The sequence below is a fragment of the Nitrospira lenta genome (assembly GCF_900403705.1).
In the GTDB taxonomy this organism is placed as follows: Bacteria; Nitrospirota; Nitrospiria; order Nitrospirales; family Nitrospiraceae; genus Nitrospira_D; species Nitrospira_D lenta.
Genome location: NZ_OUNR01000018.1, coordinates 149,675 through 174,059, shown reverse-complemented (window position 1 = coordinate 174,059; position 24,385 = coordinate 149,675). Strand labels below are relative to the sequence as shown.

Annotated in this window: 22 protein-coding genes; 21 read left to right on the top strand and 1 reads right to left on the bottom strand. The window is 57.7% G+C overall.

Annotated features, from left to right (window positions below; all coding sequences use genetic code 11):
- The first annotated feature begins 6 nt into the window (after positions 1-6).
- The 12 genes from NITLEN_RS18325 (at position 7) to NITLEN_RS14340 (ending at position 12,589) form a co-directional block, all read left to right on the top strand.
- Complete coding sequence (locus NITLEN_RS18325; protein WP_219999462.1) at positions 7-852, top strand: LysM peptidoglycan-binding domain-containing protein; 846 nt, start codon at positions 7-9, stop codon at positions 850-852.
- A 38-nt stretch (positions 853-890) separates the two neighbouring features.
- A complete protein-coding gene (locus NITLEN_RS14390) occupies positions 891-2,105 on the top strand; it encodes a type II secretion system F family protein (RefSeq protein WP_121990326.1) in 1,215 nt (404 codons plus the stop codon).
- A gap of 61 nt (positions 2,106-2,166) precedes the next feature.
- Positions 2,167-3,891: a GspE/PulE family protein gene (locus tag NITLEN_RS14385; RefSeq protein WP_245924499.1), complete on the top strand. Its 1,725-nt coding sequence runs from the start codon at positions 2,167-2,169 to the stop codon at positions 3,889-3,891.
- 3 nt (positions 3,892-3,894) lie between these two features.
- Entirely contained in the window at positions 3,895-4,884 is a 990-nt protein-coding gene (locus NITLEN_RS14380) for a type IV pilus biogenesis protein PilM (protein WP_121990325.1), read from the top strand.
- Positions 4,881-5,504: a PilN domain-containing protein gene (locus tag NITLEN_RS14375; protein ID WP_121990324.1), complete on the top strand. Its 624-nt coding sequence runs from the start codon at positions 4,881-4,883 to the stop codon at positions 5,502-5,504. Before NITLEN_RS14380 ends, NITLEN_RS14375 begins: the two co-directional genes overlap by 4 nt.
- Entirely contained in the window at positions 5,505-6,074 is a 570-nt protein-coding gene (gene pilO, locus NITLEN_RS14370; RefSeq protein ID WP_121990323.1) for a type 4a pilus biogenesis protein PilO, read from the top strand.
- Positions 6,075-6,665, top strand: coding sequence for a hypothetical protein (locus tag NITLEN_RS14365; RefSeq protein WP_121990322.1), 591 nt, complete (start codon positions 6,075-6,077; stop codon positions 6,663-6,665).
- A gap of 4 nt (positions 6,666-6,669) precedes the next feature.
- Positions 6,670-7,299 carry a hypothetical protein gene (locus NITLEN_RS14360; protein WP_121990321.1) on the top strand — a complete coding sequence of 210 codons (630 nt, stop codon included), beginning with the start codon at positions 6,670-6,672 and terminating at the stop codon, positions 7,297-7,299.
- A gap of 156 nt (positions 7,300-7,455) precedes the next feature.
- Complete coding sequence (locus tag NITLEN_RS14355) at positions 7,456-8,790, top strand: glutamate-5-semialdehyde dehydrogenase (protein ID WP_121990320.1); 1,335 nt, start codon at positions 7,456-7,458, stop codon at positions 8,788-8,790.
- Positions 8,791-10,563: a hypothetical protein gene (locus NITLEN_RS14350; RefSeq protein WP_121990319.1), complete on the top strand. Its 1,773-nt coding sequence runs from the start codon at positions 8,791-8,793 to the stop codon at positions 10,561-10,563. It abuts the gene before it with no gap.
- 54 nt (positions 10,564-10,617) lie between these two features.
- On the top strand, positions 10,618-11,310 hold the full coding sequence (locus tag NITLEN_RS14345) for a hypothetical protein (RefSeq protein ID WP_146216203.1): 693 nt from the start codon (positions 10,618-10,620) through the stop codon (positions 11,308-11,310).
- Between the two features lie 82 nt (positions 11,311-11,392).
- Positions 11,393-12,589: a response regulator gene (locus NITLEN_RS14340; protein ID WP_181416881.1), complete on the top strand. Its 1,197-nt coding sequence runs from the start codon at positions 11,393-11,395 to the stop codon at positions 12,587-12,589.
- 120 nt (positions 12,590-12,709) lie between these two features.
- Here the strand turns inward: NITLEN_RS14340 and NITLEN_RS14335 are convergent, their stop codons facing one another.
- Positions 12,710-13,477: a hypothetical protein gene (locus NITLEN_RS14335; RefSeq protein WP_146216202.1), complete on the bottom strand. Its 768-nt coding sequence runs from the start codon at positions 13,475-13,477 to the stop codon at positions 12,710-12,712.
- A 286-nt stretch (positions 13,478-13,763) separates the two neighbouring features.
- Here NITLEN_RS14335 and NITLEN_RS17920 point away from each other — a divergent pair, with 286 nt between their 5' ends.
- The 9 genes from NITLEN_RS17920 to carB all read left to right on the top strand — a co-directional run bounded on the left by NITLEN_RS17920 (position 13,764) and on the right by carB (position 24,371).
- The gene (locus NITLEN_RS17920) at positions 13,764-14,210 is read left to right on the top strand and encodes a hypothetical protein (protein WP_146216201.1); all 447 of its coding nucleotides are present in this window, start codon (positions 13,764-13,766) and stop codon (positions 14,208-14,210) included.
- Positions 14,211-14,616: 406 nt separating this feature from the next.
- Positions 14,617-15,159: a bifunctional pyr operon transcriptional regulator/uracil phosphoribosyltransferase PyrR gene (gene pyrR, locus NITLEN_RS14330; protein WP_121990315.1), complete on the top strand. Its 543-nt coding sequence runs from the start codon at positions 14,617-14,619 to the stop codon at positions 15,157-15,159.
- A 13-nt stretch (positions 15,160-15,172) separates the two neighbouring features.
- On the top strand, positions 15,173-16,093 hold the full coding sequence (locus NITLEN_RS14325) for an aspartate carbamoyltransferase catalytic subunit (RefSeq protein WP_121990314.1): 921 nt from the start codon (positions 15,173-15,175) through the stop codon (positions 16,091-16,093).
- 3 nt (positions 16,094-16,096) lie between these two features.
- Positions 16,097-17,383: a dihydroorotase gene (locus NITLEN_RS14320; protein WP_121990313.1), complete on the top strand. Its 1,287-nt coding sequence runs from the start codon at positions 16,097-16,099 to the stop codon at positions 17,381-17,383.
- Positions 17,384-17,386: 3 nt separating this feature from the next.
- The gene (locus NITLEN_RS14315) at positions 17,387-17,923 is read left to right on the top strand and encodes a DUF4149 domain-containing protein (protein ID WP_121990312.1); all 537 of its coding nucleotides are present in this window, start codon (positions 17,387-17,389) and stop codon (positions 17,921-17,923) included.
- Complete coding sequence (gene carA / locus NITLEN_RS14310) at positions 17,920-19,098, top strand: glutamine-hydrolyzing carbamoyl-phosphate synthase small subunit (protein WP_121990311.1); 1,179 nt, start codon at positions 17,920-17,922, stop codon at positions 19,096-19,098. The genes NITLEN_RS14315 and carA overlap by 4 nt, the downstream gene beginning before the upstream one ends.
- Complete coding sequence (gene sppA, locus NITLEN_RS14305) at positions 19,091-20,056, top strand: signal peptide peptidase SppA (RefSeq protein ID WP_245924497.1); 966 nt, start codon at positions 19,091-19,093, stop codon at positions 20,054-20,056. The genes carA and sppA overlap by 8 nt, the downstream gene beginning before the upstream one ends.
- Positions 20,057-20,099: 43 nt before the next feature.
- On the top strand, positions 20,100-21,062 hold the full coding sequence (locus tag NITLEN_RS14300; protein WP_121990309.1) for a M48 family metallopeptidase: 963 nt from the start codon (positions 20,100-20,102) through the stop codon (positions 21,060-21,062).
- Between the two features lie 27 nt (positions 21,063-21,089).
- Entirely contained in the window at positions 21,090-24,371 is a 3,282-nt protein-coding gene (carB, locus tag NITLEN_RS14295; protein ID WP_121990308.1) for a carbamoyl-phosphate synthase large subunit, read from the top strand.
- Positions 24,372-24,385: the final 14 nt, after the last annotated feature.

The window sequence follows — 24,385 nt, the reverse complement described above, 5'->3', positions numbered from 1 at the left end:
CTGTCTATGCGTATACGATCAGTTCATAATTTGCTTGCCAGTGTTTCTGGCTTTACGTGTCGGAGAAGACTGGGTGCAGGGGCGGTCTGGTTCCTGCTCGGAGGAATAAGTCTCGCCGGGTGCGGACCGCTCGAACCCATCGTCGAGCAGGAGGTGTCGGACCTTCAGCTGACGGTGGATACGCTGAAGACCTCACTCCGTGACTCCCAGCGCATGATTGCGGAGCTTCGATCGGAACTCGAGTCTAGGCGGCAAGAGCTGGCAGATTCCCAAATCGCCCGCGCACAGATGGAAGGGCGAATTCGAGAAGCGGAACGGCGGCTGACAGAGGCCCGGCATATTATTGATCTGCAGCGCGAGGAGCTCACCTCATCTCGAACTGAGCGGCAGCGGGTTTCTCAGGCCGGGACGGCGTTGCAGAACCAGCTCAAACAACTCCAGAAACAGCTGGCGAAGATGGGAAAGCAGTTTGAGCGCGGTGGCGAAACTGGTGCCGCACCGGCCAGCCTGTCTTCGGCAACCACCCGCCCGTCCGCAGTACGTCCTGTCAACATGGATACCTCCCCTCATAACGCTGAGACGTCGCGCGCGGACGTGATTCCGACTGAGACGCTGCCATCCGATGCGATCATTGATAGCAGAGAGCCTTTGTCGGCGGAGGCCGCCCGTCCTGCCAGTCTCTCGGTGAAGCCGGGGGATACACTGTGGAGTATTGCGCAGCGATTTCGTGTCACGGTGCAGCAACTCATGGTCGCAAATGAGTTAGCCGATAGTCGAATTCTCATTGGGCAAGCCCTTCGGCTCCCCAGTCCTGTCGCATCCGGGACGTCTCCACTCGATAAGGCTGAGTAACCAAACGCCCCGTCTCTCTGGGACGCAGGTACCTATTCATGGCCATCTTCACCTACAGAGTTGCTCGATCTGACGGCTCTATCGTTGACGGACAAATCGAAGGGGTCGAAGAGGCTGCGGTGCGTGGAAGGCTAGAGTCTCAAGGCCTCTTGGTTTTCACCCTGCATCAACGAAGTGGTGCAGTCTCCGGCCAGCCTGCCCCGAGTCGATCCTGGGGAAAGCTTCCTCTGGGAGAGTTTCTGATTTTCAACCAGGAGTTTCTGGCGTTGGTGAAGTCGGGATTGCCGGTGTTGCGAGTGTGGGAGCTGCTTATCGAGCGGGCCCAGCACACGGGATTTCAACAGGCGTTACGGGAGGTACGGCAGGATATTCGGGGAGGCACGGCGTCGTCCGACGCGTTAGCCACACATCCCACCTATTTCCCCGAGTTGTATATTGCAACGGTCAAAGCGGGAGAGCAATCGGGCAATCTTCCCGAGGTGCTGCAGCGGTACATCGGGTATCTGAAGCTGATGATGGCGCTGCGCCAAAAAGTGACGAAGGCCCTGTCCTATCCGTTGTTTTTGGTGTTGATCGGAGTGGGTGTCATTGCCTTCTTGCTCACCTTTGTGATGCCGACGTTTGTGTCTGTGTATGGGGAGAATGCGAAGACACTCCCTTGGGCGACTCAATTACTCATGGATGTTGTGCGGCATGGCGAGGCGCAGCTGATTCCGGCGCTACTCATTCTCGGCGCGGGTGGATTGGCCTTGCGGGCCTACTATGCGACTCCGACCGGTCGATTGACGATCGATCGCTTCTTGCTCGCACTTCCACTCATCGGGCCGATCATGGTGAAGCACCACACGGTGCAGTTGACCAGAACCTTGGGGACCATTCTGGCCGGAGGCACGCCTCTGGTAGAGGCGCTGCATATTGCACGCGGTGCGGTCTCTAATCGCTGGGTGAGGGTAGGTCTGGATGAAGCCGAAAGCGAGATTCGTGAGGGGGCCACGCTGGCGACGGCGCTTGAGCGTCCGCGTATCTTGCCGAAACTGGCCATTGAGATGGTGTCGGTCGGTGAGGAAACCGGTTCATTGGAGAGCATGTTGCGAGATGTCGGGGATTTTTATGAAGCCGATCTCGATACGCGGTTGTCTCAAGTGACCACGTGGATTGAACCGGTCTTGTTGCTGGTCATGGGAGTGCTCGTCGGAGCCATCGTCATTGTGATGTATCTGCCGGTATTTCAGATGGCCGGCACGATTGGGTAGGGCGTCATGAAGGTCGTTGCTCCAAACATGGTGAACGGTGTCCGTAGGCGTGAGGTGCGTAGTGGCTCGTAGTGCGACCCGTCCTACATTGGTGGAGGTCTTGGTGCGCCATGGCCTTGCTCGGGAGCCGATTGAGCACACGCTTCGCCGCCTAGGTGGAGTGTCCCTCGCGCTTGGCCAAACATTGGTGAGTGAAGGGGTGCTTTCGGAAGAGCAGCTTGCCAAGGCTCTGGCTGAACAGTACGGACTTCCCTATGACCCACTCACCGAGTATCGCGTCGATCAGCAGTTCTATGAATCTATCTCCGTGAAGCTCATGCAGCGCCATCCGTTTGTGCCGATGGGGGAGCGGGCCGGCGTCCTGACCATTGCCATTGCGGATCCGCAGAATGTGTTGGGATTTGATGAATTGGAATTGCTGATCGGCAAGCCGTTGGCCCGCGTGGTGAGTTCGCGAAGCGCGATTCTCTCCGCGCTTGAGCGCAGTGAGGGGTCGAGCCAGGCGTTGCGGGAGTTGGAAGCGGAATATCGGTCCGTTCTGGTCAAAGAGGACGACCGCGGGGAGGAAGTGCTCACGGTCAATCATGTGGCCGAGGATCAAAGCCCGGCGGTGAAACTGCTGGATTCGATCTTGCTCAGTGCGATGCAGCGTCGCGCGAGCGATATTCACATTGAAGCTTCGGATCGAGCCACGAAAGTGAAGCTGCGTGTGGATGGTATTCTCGTTCCCGCCATGGAACCGTTGGATATCCGTCTGCATGCGCCCTTGGTGTCTCGGCTGAAAGTTATGTCTGAGCTGGATATTGCGGAGCGGCGAGTACCGCAGGACGGCAGTTTCCGGATGCGGCTTGATCGCAAGACCGTCGATTTTCGCGTGTCTATTCTCCCCAGCGTCTTCGGCGAATCTGTCGTCGTCCGTATTCTGGACCGTGAGGCGATTACTACTGGGGTCTCGGCCCTTCGTCTGGAGCGGTTGGGTTTCAATCCTGAAGATCTGAAGCGGTTTCGCCGGGCGATCGTCAGACCGTACGGGATGGTGTTGGTGACCGGGCCGACCGGAAGCGGGAAAACGACGACCTTGTATGCTGCGATTTCAGAAATGAATACGGCAGAAGACAAGCTGATTACCATTGAAGATCCCGTTGAGTATCAGCTGGCTGGAATCGTGCAAATTCCGGTCAATGAAAAAAAGGGGCTGACGTTCGCGCGAGGGCTTCGGTCCATCCTGCGTCATGATCCGGACAAGATCATGGTCGGAGAAATTCGTGATGCGGAGACGGCGCAGATTGCGATTCAGTCCGCGTTGACCGGGCATTTGGTGCTCACGACGGTCCATGCGAACAATGTGTTCGATGTCATCGGACGGTTCGCCTCTATGGGCATCGATGCCTACAATTTTCTCGCGGCGTTGAATTGCGTATTGGCCCAACGACTGGTGCGGATTCTCTGTCCCTCATGCCGAGTGCCGGTTGCGGCTGAACAATCGCTCTTAGAGGATTCGGGTCTCGACTATGAGCAATATAAAGATACGCCTTTCTATCAGGGGAAGGGTTGCCCGAATTGCATGGGGACCGGGTATCGCGGGCGGAAGTGTATTACTGAATTTCTGGATCTGACGGATGAAATCAAGGAGATGATCTTGGCGGAACGGCCCTTGTCGGAAATCCGGTATCGCGCCGTGACGGACGGAATGATTACGCTGCGTCAATCCGCGATCAAGAAAGTCTTGCAGGGAGAGACCTCGCTGCGTGAGATCAATCGCGTGACCTTCAGCGAGGAGGGGTGAGGGATGTGGGGATGGATAAGCGGTCGGCCGCGACAATGTCTCAAGGTCGGTGTGGAGTCCGTGGCCTGGGCGGAGACGCAGTCGGATTGGCGTGGTAGACGTGGATATCGGTGCGTAACCTCCCCGCTTCCTGAGGGCGCGGTCAAGCCGTCGCCGGCTGAACCGAATCTTGCTCAGCTGCCGGTCGTGGAAGCGAAAATTCATGGCTTAGTTGGTCCTCCACATGATGTTCGGATCTTGGGGCAGGTTGTGATGGCCAACGGTCCGCGTCCAGTGACCTTGCTGCTGCCGGATGCGGCGGTGCGGGCCGTGGTGTTGCATTTGGATCAACTGCCGGCTCGTGCGGATGAACGCGAGGCGTTGATCCGCTGGCGATTCGGCCAGGAGCAGCTGTTCCCACTCACCGGAACGACGATGATCTCGCAAGTATTTAGCGGGTCTCCGCGTGCCGCTGGCGCGGCGCAGTCGGTACTGGCCGTGGCGGTCCATCAATCGGTTTTGCGTCAGTATGAATCAGTCTGTGAAAGCGTCGGGTTGGTTCCGCGTGATGTGGGACTGACGAGCCTGCGGCTCTTTGACTTATGGGTCAAAATGGCCGGGCGGACGGGATGGCAAGGCGATGACCTGCTGTGGATCAGCCTGGTTGATCGAGCGTTGACGGCCATGGTGTTTCAGCAGGGTCGCTTATTGTTCTATCGGTGCAAGTTATTGACCGTGGATACGTTGAGTGGCGCCGATACCGGCTTGCAGAAAATTGCGGAGGAATGTGCCGCTTCGCTGGAAATGTGCCAGCAGCGCCATTCGGGAGTATCGGTGCACCGTGTCGTGTTGTGTGCTGACAATATGGTGGCGTTGCACGAAAAGCTCGAGGAGTATCTGGCGCTGTCCGTTGAGTCTCTGGGTTGGGAGGATATTGAATCGCGCGGTTGGGGGAACGGGGAGCATCGGCAGGGTGTGGATTCCCTTGCCGCATTGGCGGGAGTGTTGTCATGATGGTGGCGCTTCGAGACGGCATCAGCTGCGCCGCCGATCGCGTGGCGCGTATGATGGGGCTCCATCGATATTTTCAGATTTCTCTCGCTACCCGATTTCGGTGGTATCTGCTTCCGCTCCAGCTGGGGCTGATGGCCGGTTGTTTGGCGCTCTGCGTGGCGATCGCGTGGAGTATGGCCCGAACGGTTCTCGGGTACCAAGATCTTCTGCAAATGAGTGCCGAGCTGGAGCATGTGCGGCAGCAGGATCAGCAGCTCATAGCCGAGGCGACTCAAGAGGGGATCGATCTGTCCGAGCGGGCGCTGCTGCAGTTACCCGCAGAAGTTGCGTTGGCCAATCAACTGCTTGAGAAGCGGACATTTTCTTGGACGGCGTTTTTAGCAGGGTTGGAGCAAGCGCTTCCGCCACGCTTGGCGCTCACCAGTGTCCGGTTGGAGTCCGGAGGGTCGCTCGTTCATCTGACCGGCTCGGCGACGAGTTTGGAAGATCTCACGGCATTTACCGTCGGACTGCAAGACCATCCCAAATTCAAAGACCCGGTGTTAGCGCAGCATCGAGTTGGACCAAGCGGTTTGGTGGAGTTCGATGTAACCGTTAGGTATCGGCGGGAGGGCGTGTAAGTGACGGATCGGTTGCGGCGCATGTTGTCCGAGCCGTATGCCCCGCTGTTGCCGTGGGTTGGGCTGGCTGCGTTGTTGCTGGGAGGGCTGGTTCTGGTCAATACGGTTGGGGTTCGTGGGGTTGAAGGTCATCGGATCCAGATCGAAAAAGAGTGGGGAGCTGCGCGCCAGATGTTGGCTCAGCATCGGGAAGCGAAGAAGGCGCGAAAGGATGTGAGTCAGGTCTGGGCCGTTCTCCCGGTCGAGCGTGACTTTGCTCCGTTGGCCTTAGGGATATCCGAAGAGGCGGAGCGCGACCATGTGACGCTGCCGGCACTGTCTTACAAGACTGAGTCGACCGCGGTAACGAATACGAGTAAAGGGGTGCTTCAGGGAGCCATGACCGGGCGGTATGAGGATCTGAGGCGGTTTATCTATGATCTTGAAACTGCCGAGGAGCTGCTGTTTATTGAAGACCTAGAGTTGGCTGGTTCCTCCAGTTCACGCGATCAACAGTTGACCTTTAACATTAAGATTGTGACGTATTTGCGTGGAGAAGCTGCGAAGCCTTCATCGGACGGACAGAAATAGATGGATGCAAAACGGAAAGCGCTTATTGCAATCGGACTGGTGGCGCTCTGGGGCGGAGTGGCCTATTGGCAGTGGGGCACACTGCCTGACCCAGTGCGTGTGCCATTGGTCAATACCTCGGGCCCCGTGTCGTCGCTCGCTCGGTCGATATCCCGAACCGGTGGATTACGAGTCCATCTCGAACAGCTGGCGTCCGCGCGAACCCAGCGTGAGGCAACGTTTACCGCACCTCGAAATATCTTTGCGGCATCCGGCTTAGATGGAACGCTATCGGCGTCCGGTGACGGATCGGATAGTGGGCAGCTCAATCAAGCTTCTGAAGAGGCGTTGCAGCAACAAGCGGCGTCTCTGGAATTGGATCAATATCGGTATTTGGGATTTGTCCGGATGGGTGAGTCGACCGAGAACTCCGGCAATACGGCCGTCCTGAGTAAGAATGAAGAGGTAATGATCAGCCGGGTTGGTCAGCGCTTGGAGCGGCATCTTGTGGTGAAAGCCATCACTCCGGAAAGCGTGACGCTGCGAGATACTCAGGCGCGTGTGGACCATACGGTTCCCCTCACAGAGGATGCGGCTGAACCGCAGCCATAGCCCCATGGCAGGATCAGTCCTCAAGCACAGAGCAGCCGAGCAGGGGTTTTCCTATGTCGTGTTGATGTTTACCATCGTACTTATCGGTCTCGGAACGACCATGGCCGCACGGCAGTGGAAAGTGATGATACAGCGAGAATTAGAAGTCGATTTAATATCCAAAGGCATTGAGATTCAGAACGCGTTGGCGTTCTATTCGGCCAGCATGAAGGCGGGGCGAGTGGTTCCAGGGGAGGTGTATCCCCAAACACTGGCTGAGCTTACCCGGTCGCCAAAACCGTTTCTGCGTAAGGTCTATGGGGATCCCGTGGGGCATGGCGACTGGGAGCTAGTTCGCGCACCGACCGGAGGGATCATGGGAGTGAGGAGTAAGAGCAAGGGCAAGCCGATTTGGCAGCACAATTTCCCTCCAGCGGTTCGGCACTTTGATGGACGCAAATCACATTATGAATGGGTATTTCAGCATCCTAATCCTTCCGCGACATTCGTAGGAATGGCCGGGCCTGGAGCCATGGTTCCAGGATCAGCCGGGCCGCAGGGTGCTTCCCCAGGAGCGGCGTCGATGGCCCCTCAGAATCCCGCCGGTATGAGTCCTCCTCAGGCAGGACTTCCCGTCTATCCAACCGCTCCTTAATCTGGCACATACATCATCGCTGGCCTCCCTTCGTGACCCTAAACGGCCTGTACGGAGTTCTCGTTGGTGCAGGGGGGGCAGATGGTGTCTTGACCCCCTTCAAACCCGCGCGGTATCCTGTCGCCCGTTCACTTTTTCACAGAGAAGGCGATACGCATGATCTCCGATGAGGAACAGCAGGAGTTAGCCGCCGTTGAGTCTCCTGAGACGAAGGACGTTCAGGAAGTCCCGCCGCTGTCCATACCCGACTATGTGCATGAACTGGTCACACGGGCCAGGCAGGCGGCCGGTCGTCTGGCGACACTCTCCACGGTCGTGAAAAATAATGCCTTGATTGCCATGGCCGATGCGCTGGATGAGAAGCAGACCCTTCTCATCGAAGCCAATGAAAAAGATGTTGATGCCTTCGGTACGGATCCGGACAAAGCCGCCATGGCGGATCGTCTCAGGCTCACGGAGCAGCGGATTGCCGACATGTCGGCGGGGATCAGGGAAGTTGCGAAGCTGCCCGATCCCTTAGGCGACATGCCGAAGATGTGGACCAGGCCGAACGGAATGCAAGTGGGTCGGGTGCGTGTGCCGATCGGCGTCATTGGCATCATCTACGAATCTCGTCCGAACGTGACGGCCGACTCTGCTGCGCTTTGCTTGAAGTCCGGCAATGCCTGTGTGCTGCGCGGCGGGAGCGAGGCCATTCATTCGAATACGGCCATTGCCGCTGTGTTGGCCGAAGCCGCGGAGAAGGCTGGGATTCCTCCCGGCGCCATCAGTTTTGTCGATCGCCCGGATCGGGAACTCGTGCCGGTCTTGCTGAAGCAGGATCGCTATATCGATGTGATTATCCCGCGTGGCGGACCTTCCCTCATGAAGACGATCGCCGAAAACGCGACGATCCCGGTCGTCAAGCATGATGCGGGGATTTGTCATATCTATGTGGATGCGGATGCCGATCAGGCCATGGCCGAGGCAATTTGTGTGAATGCCAAAGCCCAGCGGCCTTCGACCTGCAATGCGATGGAAACCTTGCTGGTCCATCAAACGATTGCCAGGACGTTTCTCCCGCGCCTTATGGAAAAGCTGCAAGCTGCGAACGTGGAAGTGCGCGGATGCTCTAGGACCTGCCAATTACTGCCGGACGCGAAGCCGGCGGCCGACGATGATTTTGGAAAAGAGTTCTTAGAGTTGGTCCTTGCCGTGAGGGTCGTGAAGAACATGGACGAGGCGATGGAACATATCGCCAAGTACGGGTCGCAGCACACCGAAGCCATCATCACAACCAACTATCAGCGGGCCATGCGGTTCCTGCGGGAAGTCGATGCGGGGGCGGTGCTGGTGAATGCGTCCACGCGACTCAATGACGGCTATCAGTTCGGGCTCGGTGCCGAGATCGGTATCAGCACCTCCCGCATCCATGCTCGTGGTCCCATGGGGCTGGAAGAGCTCACCTGTTCAAAGTTCATCGTCCTGGGGAGCGGCCAGATCCGCGAGTAAATGGCTGGCGACCCTGTTCGTACCGCACTAGCGTCTTCCGACTCTCTCCGGTTTCCTGCCAATCAGACCTTGGCCCGTCAATTTGACCAGTCCGGCGGAAAGGTCGTTCGCCAATCCACCGGACATCTGATCTTCTATCGGCCCGATGGCCGGCGATTTCTCGCGACCGATCCTGCAGGCCATCCCTTGCATGAATGCGAGTGGAGCGTCGATCCTCGTGGAAGAACGGTGCTGGTTCGTGCACGCCTTTGGCTGGACTGGGGGCGGTGGGTCGGGTTGAAACCCGGCGGCCTGGTCAATGAAACTCGCCTCAATCTAGCGACGAAGCCGGGCTGGCAGCGCCTAAAAGCGGAAGATCTTCGCCACATGGCGGCGCAGGCGATGCGAGTGCCGATCGAAGAGGTTCGGTTCTTCTATGGCGACGAAGATCTGGTCATCGATGCGCATGGACAGGCGACGATCCGGCATCGGAAAGATGCGTTCTATGTGCTGGAAGACGGCACGTTCGAATCGGCGCGCTTCATGTCCTGCATGGGGGCGATGCATTGGGAGCAGATCGATTTTCTGCCCGTCGTCGAACTCTTCAAATCGCTCCTGCCGGGCACCGGGTCGGCGGCGTTTGAGCTGATTCGCGGACTCTACGATGACCAGAACGTGGGGCAACCGAGTTCGCGTCCCTTGCGCTATCGCGGCATTCCGACCTATCCATCCGAAGCGGCCTTTCGTCTCTTCAGCAGTTTCTTCACGCCGCAGGCCGACGCCGGCGGAGATCCTGTCGCGCTGTTCATGGACCCTTCCCGTTCTCATCGAGTCACGTGGCTGCCGGCGCCGGCGCCGCCACTACGCTATTTCGATGAGACGCATCGTCTGTGCGTGACGGTACAGGGAGCGGTGTTGCTGAAGGTGACGTGCGCCGACGATCCGGCGGGGCTGTCGTATGTGAATCCCAAGGGGCGGCGGATGGTGGCGTGGAATCGGTCGGCCGTCATCGTCGATGGACACCTGCATCTGAGTGATCGTGACGATAAGAAGGATGTGCCGCTCTCACAGGAATTGGCAAGGGTGACATCCTCTCCGGTCGTTCCCCCGCCGAGTTCGGTCGACTGGCGATCGGTGTTCGTGTCGGCGGTGCCCGCTGTTCAACCGGCAGAGGTATTCGGAGCGGTGCTGCTGTATCCGCAGGATGAGACCGCAGTCGGAGAATTGGCGGCTCAACCGTTTGTCGCGGACTATCTGCAAGATCTCGCCGAGCAGGATCGCGAGATCGGGCAGATCCTGATGAGAGCAGAGCGTATTCTGATTGATAACGGGGATGCGGTGATCTCAACCTGTGTGCCATTCGATCGTCCGCGCGAAGTCGTCGCGCACATCTCGCATCCGCCCTTTGCCTACAAACAGGCACAGCAGATTTGGACGGTGTGCGCTGAATTGCAGCGTTGGGAGTGGTTGCAGCGAACCAGATTCATGCTCCCGTCTGCAACGTCTCAAGGCGAGTCGTATGACCTTGTCTATGTCTGGATTCCCTATGCCGAGTTCGAGCAGGGAAATGCTCTCGCAGCGCGGGTACGCGCGCTCGCGCAAGGCATCAAGGCGGGCGGCAACGCATTTATCGTCGGGCCGGCACGGATGGGCGATGAGCTGAGCAGAGCCGGCTTGCAGCGTTGCTGGGAGGAAGCGGTTGAGCGACTGCCCACGTTTGCGATGCATAAAACAATCTTGCCGAAGGCCAAACTGCGGAGCGGGGTGACGCTGTTTCATGTACGCCGAGGATAGCGCTACCACGTGGCCCCTTGCGCCGATCCGTCTCCTTCGATTACTGTCAGACCTATGAGTGAGCCAACGACAGAGCAGGTGCCGGTTGAGGATGGCGGCGACAAGGTCGTCATCTATTGGGAGCGGGAGTATTCGACCGCTTTCGCGCCGGAGCGGCTCAAGCTGGATTTCAATCCGCATCGCCCGATGCTGAACAACATGACGCTCGATGAACAGCGCGGGCTTGCCGCTAGTGGGTACAAGGTGTTGCCGGACGACTGCGGGCCGGTACGCACCGTCGGTAGCTATGGCTGGCTGATCCGGTGCCCGGCGGATATTAAGTTGCGGCGGACAGCCGAGGGTGTGCGGTGGCAATCACCCCCGATCGAGCCCGAAGAGCGGCTGCTAGGATATAAATCGTTTTCCGGGACCTACGTCGATTTGATTCTGAACAGCGGGTATCCCAAGCTCTGTTGCGGGATTCGCTTTTACTATCCCAAGCATGTCGGGCTGATGATGAAGGACATCCCCAACCACTTTTATCATTACCCTGAGCGCACCTATGCCATCTGGGAAGGCATCAAGACTCAAGAATACAAGCGGACACCAAATCAGTACGACTGGTTGCCGGACTACGAAGCCTTCACCGCCAATTTCTTGCTCCAGCTCCACAAGCCCACCACCATCAAGCGTGGCGATCCGATCGGATTAGTGCTCCCCGTCATGCTGCCGAAGCAGTTTGCGCTCGAAGAAATCAAGCGCCCCTGAGTTTTCATTCCCTGTTCCACTCAAGTGTTTCTCTCCCAAACCGATACTGGTAATGGTTTCGTACGCCAAGAGGGAGAGGGCTATGCGGAGAGTCTTATTCGTCGATGACATGCCGGAAGTGTTGCGCATGCTGCAACGTACGCTCGACCCGATCAAGGGTGAGTGGGACATGCGCTTTGTGGAAAGCGCGCCGGATGCGTTGGCCGTACTGGAGCAGGATGCCTTCGATGTGCTGGCGACCGACATGATCATGCCGGGGATGGACGGGTTCCAACTGTTGAAGGAAGCCAAGACGCGGTATCCGCAGATGGTACGGATCGCCTTCTCCGGGCAGCAGGGGCAGAACCTGGGCCTGCGTTCGACCGATCTGGCGCATCAGTTTCTTGAAAAGCCCATTGACGCACAACTCTTGCGGTCGATCATGACTCGCGCCTGCGGGCTGCGGGTGTTACTGTCAGACGACAACGTGCGCAAGATTGTCACGAATCTCAAAAATCTGCCTAGTCTTCCGGCCCTCTACAAAGAATTGATGGATGAAATCCATTCCGGCGACGCCTCCCTCAAGAAGATCGCCAAGATCATCTCCAAAGACATGGCGATGGTGACCAAGATTCTTCAACTGGTGAACTCCGCCTTTTTCGGATTGCGCACCACGGTGTCGAATTCCGAGCAGGCGGTGGCCTTACTCGGCAGCGACACGATCCGGTCTCTCGTGCTGTCCATGCAGGCGTTCTCCCAGTTCGATGCCAAGGCGTTGCCGAGTTTTTCACTCGAGGCCTTGTGGCAACACGGCTTGAAAACCAGCGGCTACGCCAAGGCGATCGCAAAGGAAGAGCGCGCTCCGCAGACCATGATCGATGATGCGTTCACGGCGGGACTGTTGCACGATATCGGCATGCTGGTGCTGGCAAGCAACCTGCCTGACGGGTACCAACAGGTATTGGGGCTTCAGAAAGATAGGGGCCTGCTCGACTGGCAGGCGGAGCAGGAGGTCTTCGGCGTCACCCATGCCGAAGTCGGGGCCTATCTGTTGGGACTGTGGGGAGTCGGCGAAGCTATCGTCGAAGCCGTTGCCTATCACCACCGGCCATCTGCCTGCGACGAACTGGCCTTCAGTCCGCTCACCGCGGTGCATGTGGCCAATGTGCTGGTTGAGAGTGAGCAGCCTGCCGGAGAGGGGGCCACATCTCTTCCAATCGATGAAGCCTATCTGACCAAACTAGGTAAATTGGATCAGCTTGCAGCGTGGAAAGAAATGTGTGCGCAGGAGGAGCAGTAAGGCCGTCCCTCATTCAGTGAACCCGTCGAAACCAAACCTAGGTCGATCAAGTTAGCTGCATGTCGGCTCTATTGAACCCTGAAATGATTTCTTGGGCCCCTATGCCTTTAGCAGAGCTGGTCAAGGCTTGGTGCCAATAAATACGAATCCGTTCGTCCTGCCACTATTGAGCCCCGCACTGTACAGCTTCTTTGTTCCGGCATCGAAAAACGCTACTCCAGTTACAGTACTTGTTCCATTCGAGCACACGCCGCCTGCGAAGGTGATTGATACGTCATACGCATTTCCACTGCTCCGTGGGGCGAATGAGCCTGTAAAGCTGCACAGGCTCGCGCTGCTTCCCGTAATTGTTCCTGGCGCAGATACCGTCAGGGTCACAGCCTCAACTCCGCCGGTGGTCGCCGTTGAGCCTGTATAGGTTCCTGTGAGAAGGGCAGGGTTTGGGGGAATGTCATAGTCGGTATTGTAAGTAGTGGTAAAGGTGCTTTGCCCACCGTTATTCGCAATGACAATGGTGCCGTTCAGCGATTGCTTCATGACGTAGCTGCCATTGATGGAGGCATCAAGTATTCCCAGCCCCTCCAAATTGAAATCCTTGGTGTTTGACGATGTGAGTGAGCCATTTTGCGAGCTGCCGTTTCCTTGAACGACTCCAGCAACGACCGAGGGATAGCCCATCAGGGTATACAGGAACCAATAGGTTCCATCGTGTAAAACAAGTCCGGCTACTGAGCGGCCACTGTTAGTTGTGCCATTCCATAAGCCCTCCGCTGATGTGGCTGATGCCGATGCGGGCGGCGTTGGACTATCACTCCCACCGCCGCTGCAGGCCGAAAGGGAAAGAGTCAAGAAGAGGATGCTACACAGGCTGACGGTTTTCTTATGCATATTGTTTCCCCATGGATAGATGTGGGCACACTAAGCTAGGCAGCCTAATGTCATCTATAGTCATTTAGTAGGGGAAATGTATTGCGAGTGCCGCAGAGGGGGATGAGAAAATGGTTCGAGTGTGGGTTGGTGCTCCCGTGCAACGGATGCTGGTGTTGCGCGCGGCATTCTTCCCATCGATGAACCCAAATCAATATCGATCAAGTCATCTGCATGTTGGCATTGTTGAAGCCGGATGGCGTGCTGGATGTAGACCTCTCGAATAGGTAAGATGCCAGCGTAGCAGATGAAATCATTAACTCCATTGAAGACTGGAGGGTTTCGCATAGTCGTAATTGCCGTATTAAGTGCTTGTACTACGATTCACCCTGAGACAATCTCTCAGTTCCTTGGCCCAGCAGAGCAAGAGAAATTTCAACAAGACTTTGCCGAATGTTATGAGTGGGCTGAATCTAAACGGCCCAAGTTTTCCTTTAGCGATTTATATGGTCCATTGAGTGCTGCATTTCTCCTCGTAGTAGTAGGAGCCATCGTTGAGTATAAGCAGCGATTACCTGGCCAGCCACTTCCTGATGCTAGCCCTCAACATGGCGGGAAGGCTCTCATGGGATTTTCAATTGCGGGCGTTGCGGCAGCATCAGGACTCATAGTGGCAGGAATGATCTCTCGCCAGCATGATGCGGATGCTGCAATGCGATCTTGCTTATCTGCGCGCGGCTATACTCTCTCGTGAGATGCCAACGGTAAGAGTCTCTAACAGTGGTTAGGGGATAAGAAGCGACATCGGGACTCTTTGTTTTGACGAAACCGACTCAGGTTTAGTTGAAGAGCGTCAAGGTCTTGTCATTTGCGCCGGCTTTAGTGTCGGAGATGCGGCAGGTTTCAGGCGAATGAGTTTCGTTGCTTGGTTACGCATACACTCGACATGCCTTCGACGCTCGGATTGGACGTGCCGAGCTTGACAGTCGGGGCGCGCCCCAGTAAGATCCAGTTGCCTTTAATGCTCATCCTGAGAGGTGAGTAAGGAGCTTCTATGACAGCGATCTCCGGCTACGGCCGGTCCCCACAACCGAACCTTCTTGCTGAGCGCAGCGAGAGGGTTTTTTTATGTCCACAATTCAGGAATGGCGGGATCTGTAATGAATCGTGAGCAAGAGCGGTTGATTATGGATGCGGGCGATATTGCCCGGGCGCTGACCCGTGTGGCGCATGAGATTCTGGAGCGGAACAAGGGCGTGAAGGATCTGGCGTTGGTCGGGATTCGCACGGGTGGGGTGCATCTGGCCCATCGGCTAGCGAAGCGCATTCAGGAAATCGAACAGGCGCCTGTGCCGATCGGGGATCTCGACATTACGCTGTATCGGGACGACTTATCGTTGCGCAAAGAACAGCCGGTGTTGCGCACGACGTCGGTGCCGTTCGATGTTTCCGACAAGATTGTCGTGCTGGTGGATGATGTGCTGTTTACCGGGCGCACGATTCGCGCGGCGATGGACGGCTTGATGGATCTGGGACGTCCGGCGGAAATTCAATTGGCCGTCTTGGTCGATCGCGGCCATCGGCAGTTGCCGATCAAGGCTAACTATATCGGGAAGAATCTTCCCACCTCGCGAGACGAACAAGTGCAAGTACTGTTGGAAGAAGCAGGCGAAGATGATCGTGTGGTAATCCTGAAGAGCTGATGCGGAGGATGCCATGAGTCTCAAACATAAAAATCTGCTCAGCTTGGCACCGCTGTCGGTGGAAGATATTCAGCTCATTCTTGAGACGGCCGATTCGTTCAAGGAAGTGAGCGGGCGCGAGATCAAGAAGGTGCCGGCGTTGCGCGGACGGACGGTTGTGAATCTCTTCTTCGAGCCGAGCACGAGAACGCGCACGTCATTTGAATTGGCGGCCAAGCGACTGAGCGCGGATGTCATTAACTTTTCTCCTTCGTCGAGCAGCGTCGTCAAAGGCGAAACCTTGCTGGATACGGCGCGCAACATTGAAGCCATGCAGGCAGATATTATCGTGCTCCGCCATTCGTCGGCGGGCGCGGCCGAGACCTTGGCGCGCGGGGTCAAGTCCTCGGTCATCAATGCCGGCGACGGCTGGCATGAGCATCCAACCCAGGCGCTGCTCGATCTCTATACGATTCGAGAGCGGGGGATGGCCTTCAAGGGGTTGCGTGTCGCGATTGTCGGGGATGTGGCGCATAGCCGGGTGGCGCGGTCCAATATATTGGCCTTGACCAAGCTAGGCGCGGAAGTCCGTGTGGTGGGGCCGCCGACGATGATTCCGTTGGGCATTGAAAAGATGGGGGTGCGTGTCTTTCACCATCTCGACGACGGCCTGCGGGATGTGCAGGTCATCATGATGTTGCGGCTTCAGCTTGAGCGGCAGGGGCGGGCGCTGTTTCCGACGATTCGCGAGTATGCGCGTTTGTACGGTCTGACGTCGGAGCGTGTAAAGATGGCGGATCCGAAAGCGATTGTCATGCATCCCGGTCCGATCAATCGCGGAGTCGAGATCGCGCCGGAAGTGGCGGATAGTCTGTCGTCGGTCATTTTGGATCAAGTCGCGAACGGCGTCGCCGTTCGCATGGGTGTTTTATATCTCATGTCAGGAGCGAACTAAATCGTGGCGATATTGATTAAGGGCGGACAGGTCATTGATCCGGGACGCGTCAACGGTGCGGCGGATGTGTTGATCGATCAGGGAAAGATTGCGGCAGTGGGGGCGAATCTGAAGGCTCCTGCCGGCTGTACGATCATCGACGCGAAAGGGCTGCTGGTCTTGCCTGGATTTGTGGATTTGCATGTGCATTTCCGCGAGCCGGGGTTTGAGTATAAGGAAACGATTCAGAGCGGCAGCGCCGCGGCGGTGGCCGGCGGATTTACCACGGTCTGTGCCATGCCGAATACCAAGCCGGTGAACGACAATCAAGCGGTGACGGAATTCATGCTGGATCGGGCGCGCACGGCGGGGTTGGCGAATGTCTTGCCGATCGGTGCCATCACAAAAGGTTCAGAAGGCAAGGAGTTGGCGGAAATCGGCGATCTCCATCGATCCGGTTGTGTCGCGATTTCCGACGACGGCAAGCCGGTCATGAACAGCCTGGTGATGCGGCGGGCGATGGAATATGCGGTGGCCTTTGACATCCCGGTGGTGGATCACTGCGAGGATCTGCATCTTGCCGAGGGCGGTTGCATGAATGAAGGGTTGATCTCTACGGAGCTGGGGCTGCCTGGGATTCCAGCTGCGGCGGAAGATGTGATGGTCGCACGCAATCTGTCGCTGTCAGAACTCACCGGCGCGCGCTTGCATCTGGCGCATATCAGTACTGCCGGGTCGGTGCGGATGGTTCGCGAAGCGAAGGCTCGCGGGATCAAGGTAACAGCAGAGGCCTGCCCGCACCACTTTACCCTCACAGAGGATATCGTGCGCGGGTACAACACACTGGCGAAAATGAATCCGCCGTTGCGGACCGGGGAAGATGTGCAGGCGATTAAAGAGGGCTTGCGCGACGGGACGATCGATGTCATTGCCACAGACCATGCGCCGCATGCCACGCAGGAAAAGCAGCAGGACTTTACCGAGGCGCCGTTCGGCATTGTCGGGTTGGAGACGGCGCTTTCGCTGACGCTGGCTTTGGTGGAGGAAGGTGTGCTGACGTTGGAGCAGGCGGTCGATAAGCTGGCGACTGCGCCGGCGATTGCCTTCGGACTTAAGAAGGGCACATTGGCTGTCGGAGCCGATGCGGATGTGGCGATCGTCGATCCTCAGGAGCAATGGCAGGTCGATCCCAGCAAGTTTAAGTCGAAGAGCCGGAACACGCCGTTCGCCGGATGGAAGGTGAAGGGGCGGGTCAGAACGACGATTGTCGGAGGGCGGGTGGTGTTTGAAGCGACTCCGGCCGAGCAGTAGTCTATGATGGAGTCCCGGGCGTCCTTGTGGATCTCGCGCATCGGTCTGACGCTCGAATGGGTGGCGTTGGGGGTCTGGGTCGGCGGGTTAGTGATTTTGGTGACTGCTGTGATTCCGGCGGTGTTTAATACGTTCGGAGGGCAGGATTCCGGGGGATTTTTTTTGACGAGAACATTTGAAGGGTTCAATCGAGCGGTGCTGGTGGCGATCGTCGTGATGGTCGCCGGGATGGGGTGGCGGCGGTGGGTTCAGCATCCGGTGATGGCCCCCACAACGTTTGAAATGGTTTTACTCGGTGTGATGGTGCTGGTTGCCGGGATCATCATCGGTGTTTTGCATCCCCAAGCCGCCAGGCTGCAAGCTGAGGCGTTTGCGATCAAAGATGACACGGCACGGAAGGCGGCGCTGGGAGCCTTCTTCAAGCTCCATATGCCCGTGCGCGCGCTCTATATGGTGAATCTCTGTTTGGGTATCGTCTTGATGGGTGTCCGAGTCAATCACACGTTGCACACATGGCGAGTGAGCAAGGGGCAGGCATGAAGAAGGCGTTATTAGCACTGGCTGACGGCACGGTATTCGAGGGGCGCGCACTTGGCTATACAGGCGAAGCCCTTGGTGAAGTGGTGTTTAATACGGCGATGACCGGATACCAAGAGGTGTTGACGGATCCTTCCTATAAAGGCCAGATCATCACGATGACCTGTCCGCATATCGGAAACTATGGAGTGACGCCGGAGGATATCGAGTCGCAAAAAGTCTGGGCCGAAGGATTCGTGGTCATGGAGGCCAGCCGGTTGGCGAGCAACTGGCGAAGCAAGGAGTGCATTCAGGATTATCTGACCAAGGCTAAGCTTGTCGCGATCGAAGGGCTGGATACGCGCGCGCTGACACGGCATCTCCGGGAGAAGGGCTCACAGCAGGCGGTGATCACGCATCTGAGTGCCGATCGAGAGTCTGCTGTCAAGAAAGCCAAGCAGGCGCCGAGCATTCTCGGGCGCGATCTTGTTGCTGAGGTGACGTCGAAACGTTCCTATGAATGGGACAAGGGGTCGGGGGAATGGATGCCTGATGTCGTGCTAGGGCCGGCGCGATCCGAGCGACGAAAGCCCTGGCGGGTGGTGGCCTACGATTTTGGTGTGAAGGAAAATATTTTGCGGCGGCTGGTCGATGTGGGGTGCCACGTGACGGTGGTGCCGGCGTCGACGTCGGCTGCCGAGGTGCAGGCGTTGAAACCAGACGGAGTGTTTCTCTCGAACGGCCCGGGCGATCCGGAGGGCGTGCCCTATGCGATGGAAGCCGTGCGAGCCTTGATCGGTCGTTACCCGATCTTTGGCATTTGCCTCGGTCATCAAATCATCGGATTAGCCTTGGGCCTCAAGACCTACAAACTGAAATTCGGGCACCATGGGTCGAACCATCCGGTCCTCGATATCCGGACACGCAAGGTCGAGATCACTTCGCAAAATCACAATTTCGCCGTGCAGGGTCCGACTCTGATCGGTGACGTGCCGGAGCGGCCGGTGACGATCGAGACCGCGCTCGGCAAGGTGTCGATTACCCATCTGAGTCTGAACGATCAATCGATTGAAGGCCTGGTGTGCCTGGACCAGCCCGTCTTTTCCGTACAATATCATCCGGAGGCCTCACCCGGTCCGCATGATTCGGCGTATCTGTTTGAGGAGTTTGTGCAGCTCATGGAGAAACATCATGGATAGAGTCAGGTCATTCGTCGCCGGTGTGTGCATCGTGGGCTTGAGTGTGTTGCACTCGGGCTGCGTCAATATTCAGATTCCGCCGCCGCCCACTCAGTTGGAGGAGCGGCAGGTGAGTGGAACCGGCAAGGATAAGATCTTGCTCGTGGATGTATCCGGGATGATCAGTTCGGAAGACAAGGCGAGTTTCTATACGCTTCCCAGCATGATCGCGACGATCAAGGAAGAACTGACGCGGGCCTCACGCGATGAGTCGGTCAAGGCGCTGGTGTTGCGGATCAATACGCCTGGCGGCACAGTGACGGCGTCGGATATCATTCATCATGAGCTGAAGCTGTTCAAAGCATCCCGCAAGATTCCGGTCATCGCCTCGATCATGGATGTGGGGGCCTCGGGCGGGTACTACATCGCTTCATCCGCGGACCGGATCATGGCCCATCCCTCGACGGTGACGGGGAGTATCGGCGTCATCATGCTCACGGTGAATACGCACGGACTGTTGGAGAAAGTGGGGGTTGAAGCCACCGCGATCACATCCGGTCCTCGGAAGGATATGGGGTCGCCGTTTCGCGCTATGACTCCGGAAGAACGGGGCATTTTTCAAGGGTTGATCGATTCGTTCTATCAGCGGTTCCTGACGGTTGTACAAGAGGGCAGGCCGAATCTCCAGATGGAGCAGATCAAGAAGCTGGCCGACGGCCGGATCTATACCGGCGATCAAGCGAAAGCGGCGGGACTGGTTGATGAGATCGGCTATCTGGAAGATGCTATTGAAGCGGCCAAGAAAAAAGCCGGATTGACGGAGGCGAGGGTGGTGACCTATCACCGCCCGGGCGATTATTCGAACAATGTGTACACCAAGCTCATGGCGCCCGGTCCGCTGTCGGCGCTGGGCAATCTCGACGTGATGTCGTTTGTCAGGGGCGGCACGCCGCAATTCATGTATTTGTGGATGCCGTAGGCCTGGCTGAAATCCTTTCAGGCCGGCGTGAGTGAGTGATGTGATGGCGCAGACGGGCGATCATAGCGTAGACCAGTTTCTCGCCACGCCGGTCGGGCGGCGCGCCGTACTGGCGCTCGGGGTGCGGGGCGTGACCGGAATCTATGCGGCCCTTGGGGCCTGCACGGCCCTGGGGCTATTGTCGTCGTTGACCGGCTGTTATCGCGCGCCGGGAACGGCCCGCGATCAGCTCATTTTCTTTTCGGAAGAAAAGGAAATGGAGTTTGGGCTCGGCGCGTACCGGGAGGTCTTGCGGCAGGCGACGTTGAGCGACAATGTCGAAATCAATGAGCTGGTCCAGAAGGTCGGGCAGCGGATCGCCAAGGCCGCCAACAAGCCGGAGTATCAGTGGGAGTTTGCGGTCATTCAGGAAGACAAGATGGTGAACGCTTTTTGCCTGCCTGGTGGCAAGGTGGCGGTCTTTACGGGCATTCTCAAGGTGACGAAAAGCGAAGAAGGATTGGCGACGGTCATGGGGCATGAGGTCGCCCATGCGCTGCAGCGCCACGGAGTCGAGCGGATGAGCCGCAGCATCATCGATCAGATCGCTCAGCTGGGTGCGATCGGGGCCGCAGCGGCCGGGCATGCCGGCGGCGGCGCCATGCAGGGGTTGCTCGGCGCCTATGGCGTAAATGTCTCGCTGCCGTTCAACCGCAAGCAGGAGTCTGAAGCGGACTATATCGGACTGCGTTTGATGGCGGAGGCGGGGTTCGATCCCCGTGAAGCCGTGCCGTTTTGGGAGCGTATGAGCGGTTGTCCCCGGCAGATGATTGGGAAGGTGTGCTTTCGGTCACAGCAGGCGGTTCCGGAATTTCTCTCGACGCATCCGTCGGATCTTACGCGTATCAATCAGATCGAGGCCTGGTTGCCGGATGCGATGCGATATTACCATGGGCACAATGCCCCGACGGCCCCACCGGCGGCACCCTATCGGCCGCTGATCGGTCCTATGCCGCAACTGAGCTAGTTTTCAACTATCGAGTATTGAGGATCCATGCCGAAACGCACTGATATTAAGTCCATTCTGTTAATTGGGTCCGGGCCGATTGTGATCGGCCAGGCTTGTGAGTTTGACTATTCCGGCACGCAAGCCTGCAAAGCGTTGCGGGAAGAGGGGTTCAAGGTCATCCTCATCAACAGCAACCCGGCGACGATTATGACCGATCCCGAGCTGGCCGACCGCACGTATATCGAGCCGATTACGCTAGAGGTTGTCGAGAAAGTGATTGAACGTGAGCGCCCCGATGCACTCCTGCCGACGATGGGTGGGCAAACGGCGTTGAATGCGACGATGGGGTTGGTGAAGCGCGGCGTGTTGGAGAAGTACGGCGTCAAGCTGATCGGGGCTTCGGCGGAAGCTATTCACAAAGCCGAAGACCGGGAAGCCTTTAAGCAGGCCATGGAGCGGATTGGGCTGAAGGTGCCTGAAAGCGGGACTGCGCACACCCGAGAAGAGGCGACCAAGATTCTGGAGAAAGTCGGATTCCCCGCTATTATCCGGCCTTCGTTTACGATGGGCGGGACCGGCGGCAACATTGCCTATAACCGGGAGGAATTTGAAAAGCTCATCGACTGGGCGCTGGCGATGAGCCCAACCAGTCAGGTGCTGATCGAACGCTCCTTGATCGGATGGAAAGAGTACGAGTTGGAGGTCATGCGCGATCTCAAGGACAACGTGGTCATCGTCTGTCCGATCGAAAATCTGGACCCGATGGGCGTGCATACCGGCGACAGCATCACCGTGGCGCCGGCCATGACCCTGACCGACAAGGAATATCAGCGCATGCGCAATGCGGCCTTGCGGATCATTCGCGAGATCGGCGTCGATACCGGCGGCTCGAATATTCAATTCGGGTTGAACCCCGACAACGGGGAAATGATCATTATCGAGATGAACCCGCGCGTGTCGCGGAGCTCGGCGTTGGCGTCAAAGGCCACCGGTTTTCCGATTGCGAAGATCGCCGCGAAGCTGGCAATCGGGTATACGCTGGATGAGATCAGCAACGATATTACGGGTGTGACCAAAGCGTCCTTCGAGCCGACGATCGATTATGTCGTGGTCAAGATTCCTCGCTTTGCCTTTCAGAAATTCAAAGGGGCCGATCCGACGCTGACGACACAGATGAAGTCGGTGGGCGAAGTGATGTCGATCGGCCGGACCTTCAAGGAGTCGTTGCAAAAGGCGATTCGCTCGTTGGAGCTGGATTTGAACGGTCTGGCCTCGCGGGTCGGCATCGATCGGGGAATTCCCGCCGAGTTCAATCGCGCCGAGGCGGTCGAGAAGATCCGGCGTACCCTGAAAACGCCGTTACCGGAGCGGCTCTGGTATCTGGCCGACGGGATCCGACTCGGCCTCACGAATGACGAATTGTTCGCGATTACCAAGATCGACCCCTGGTTTTTGGAGCAGATTCGTGAGCTGATCCAGTTTGAACAGGTACTGATAGGCCAGGTCGACAGCGCCGCTAAGGTGCTGTCCGGCGATCTCTTGTGGGAGGCGAAGGAGTTAGGATTCTCAGACGACCGGATCGGGCAATTGCTCGGCGTCGAGGGGGCCGTTGTTCGGAAGGCGCGCATGGGATCCGGCAAGTCCGGTAAGTCCGCCAAGCCGGCCAGGGCCGTGACGTATAAGCGCGTGGATACCTGTGCCGCGGAGTTTGAAGCCAATACGCCTTATCTCTATTCGACCTACGGCAGTGAATGTGAATCGCGCCCGTCTGATCGCACGAAGGTCGTGATTCTCGGCGGCGGTCCCAACCGGATCGGGCAGGGGATCGAGTTCGACTACTGCTGTGTGCATGCGGCGATGGCGCTGCGTGAAGAGGGTGTCGAAACGATCATGGTGAATTGCAATCCCGAAACGGTGAGCACCGACTATGATACGTCGGACCGTCTCTACTTTGAGCCGCTCACCGAGGAGGATGTGCTGAACATCATCCACCGCGAGCAACCGCTTGGGGTGGTGCTGCAATTCGGCGGGCAGACTCCGCTGAAATTGGCGTTGCCGCTCTCCAGGGCCGGGGTGAAAATTCTAGGCACGAGCCCGGAGGCCATCGATCGGGCAGAGGATCGTGAGCGGTTCCGCGATCTGTTGGACAAGCTCGGATTGCGGCAGGCCGAAAGCGGCATGGCCCGCTCCGTCGACGAAGCGGTGCGGATCGCGGGGAAGATTACCTATCCCGTCATGGTGCGTCCCTCCTATGTTTTAGGCGGGCGGTCGATGCAGATTGTGTATGACGAAACCGCTTTGCTGGAGTACATGCGTTCGGCCGTGAAGGCCTCGCCCAAACATCCGGTATTGATCGACAAGTATCTTTCGGACGCGATCGAGATCGATGCCGATGCCATTTCTGACGGGAAAACGGTGGTGGTAGCCGGTATTATGGAGCACATTGAGGAAGCCGGCGTGCACTCGGGTGATTCGGCCTGTTCACTTCCGCCCTACACGTTGGATAAGGCGCTCGTGCGTGAGATCGAGCGGCAGATGACGGCCTTGGCGTTGGAGTTAGGTGTCGTGGGTCTGATGAATGCGCAGTTCGCCGTGAAGGACCAAACGGTGTACGTGCTCGAAGTGAATCCACGGGGCTCGCGCACCGTGCCGTTCGTCAGCAAAGCCATCGGTGTTCCGCTGGCCAAGCTGGCCATGAAGGTGATGCTGGGGAAGTCGCTCCAAGACCTCGGGTTTATCACGGCGCCGCAGCCTACGCATTTATCGGTGAAGGAGGCGGTGTTTCCGTTCAATAAGTTTCCGGGAGTCGATGTGCTGTTGGGGCCGGAAATGAAATCGACGGGAGAAGTCATGGGCATCGACGGCGATTTCGGCTGGGCGTTTGCCAAGTCCCAGGCCGGAGCCGGCGCCTCTCTGCCGCAATCGGGCACCGCCTTTATCAGCGTGAAAGAATCCGATCAGCTGGCGGCGTGGGATGTGGCGAAGCGGTTGCGCACCCTCGGATTCACCCTTCAGGCCACCAGCGGCACCGCCAGTTTTTTGCGAGACAAAGGGGTTGAGGTGGAGACCGTCAATAAAGTAAAAGAGGGGCGCCCCCATATCGTGGATCACATTAAAAATGGGGCTGTTGCCGTCGTCGTGAATACGGTGCGGACGGCTTCCGCCCATACGGATTCCCTGTCGATTCGTCGGGAAGCCCTGCAGCGGGGAGTGCCCTACTATACGACGATGCGGGGAGCACTGGCGGCCGTGATGGGCATTGAAGCCCTGGCCAAGAAAGAATTGTCGATTCGATCGCTGCAAGAGTATCATCGCCCCCAGGCGTAAGAGGAGTTCTGCGG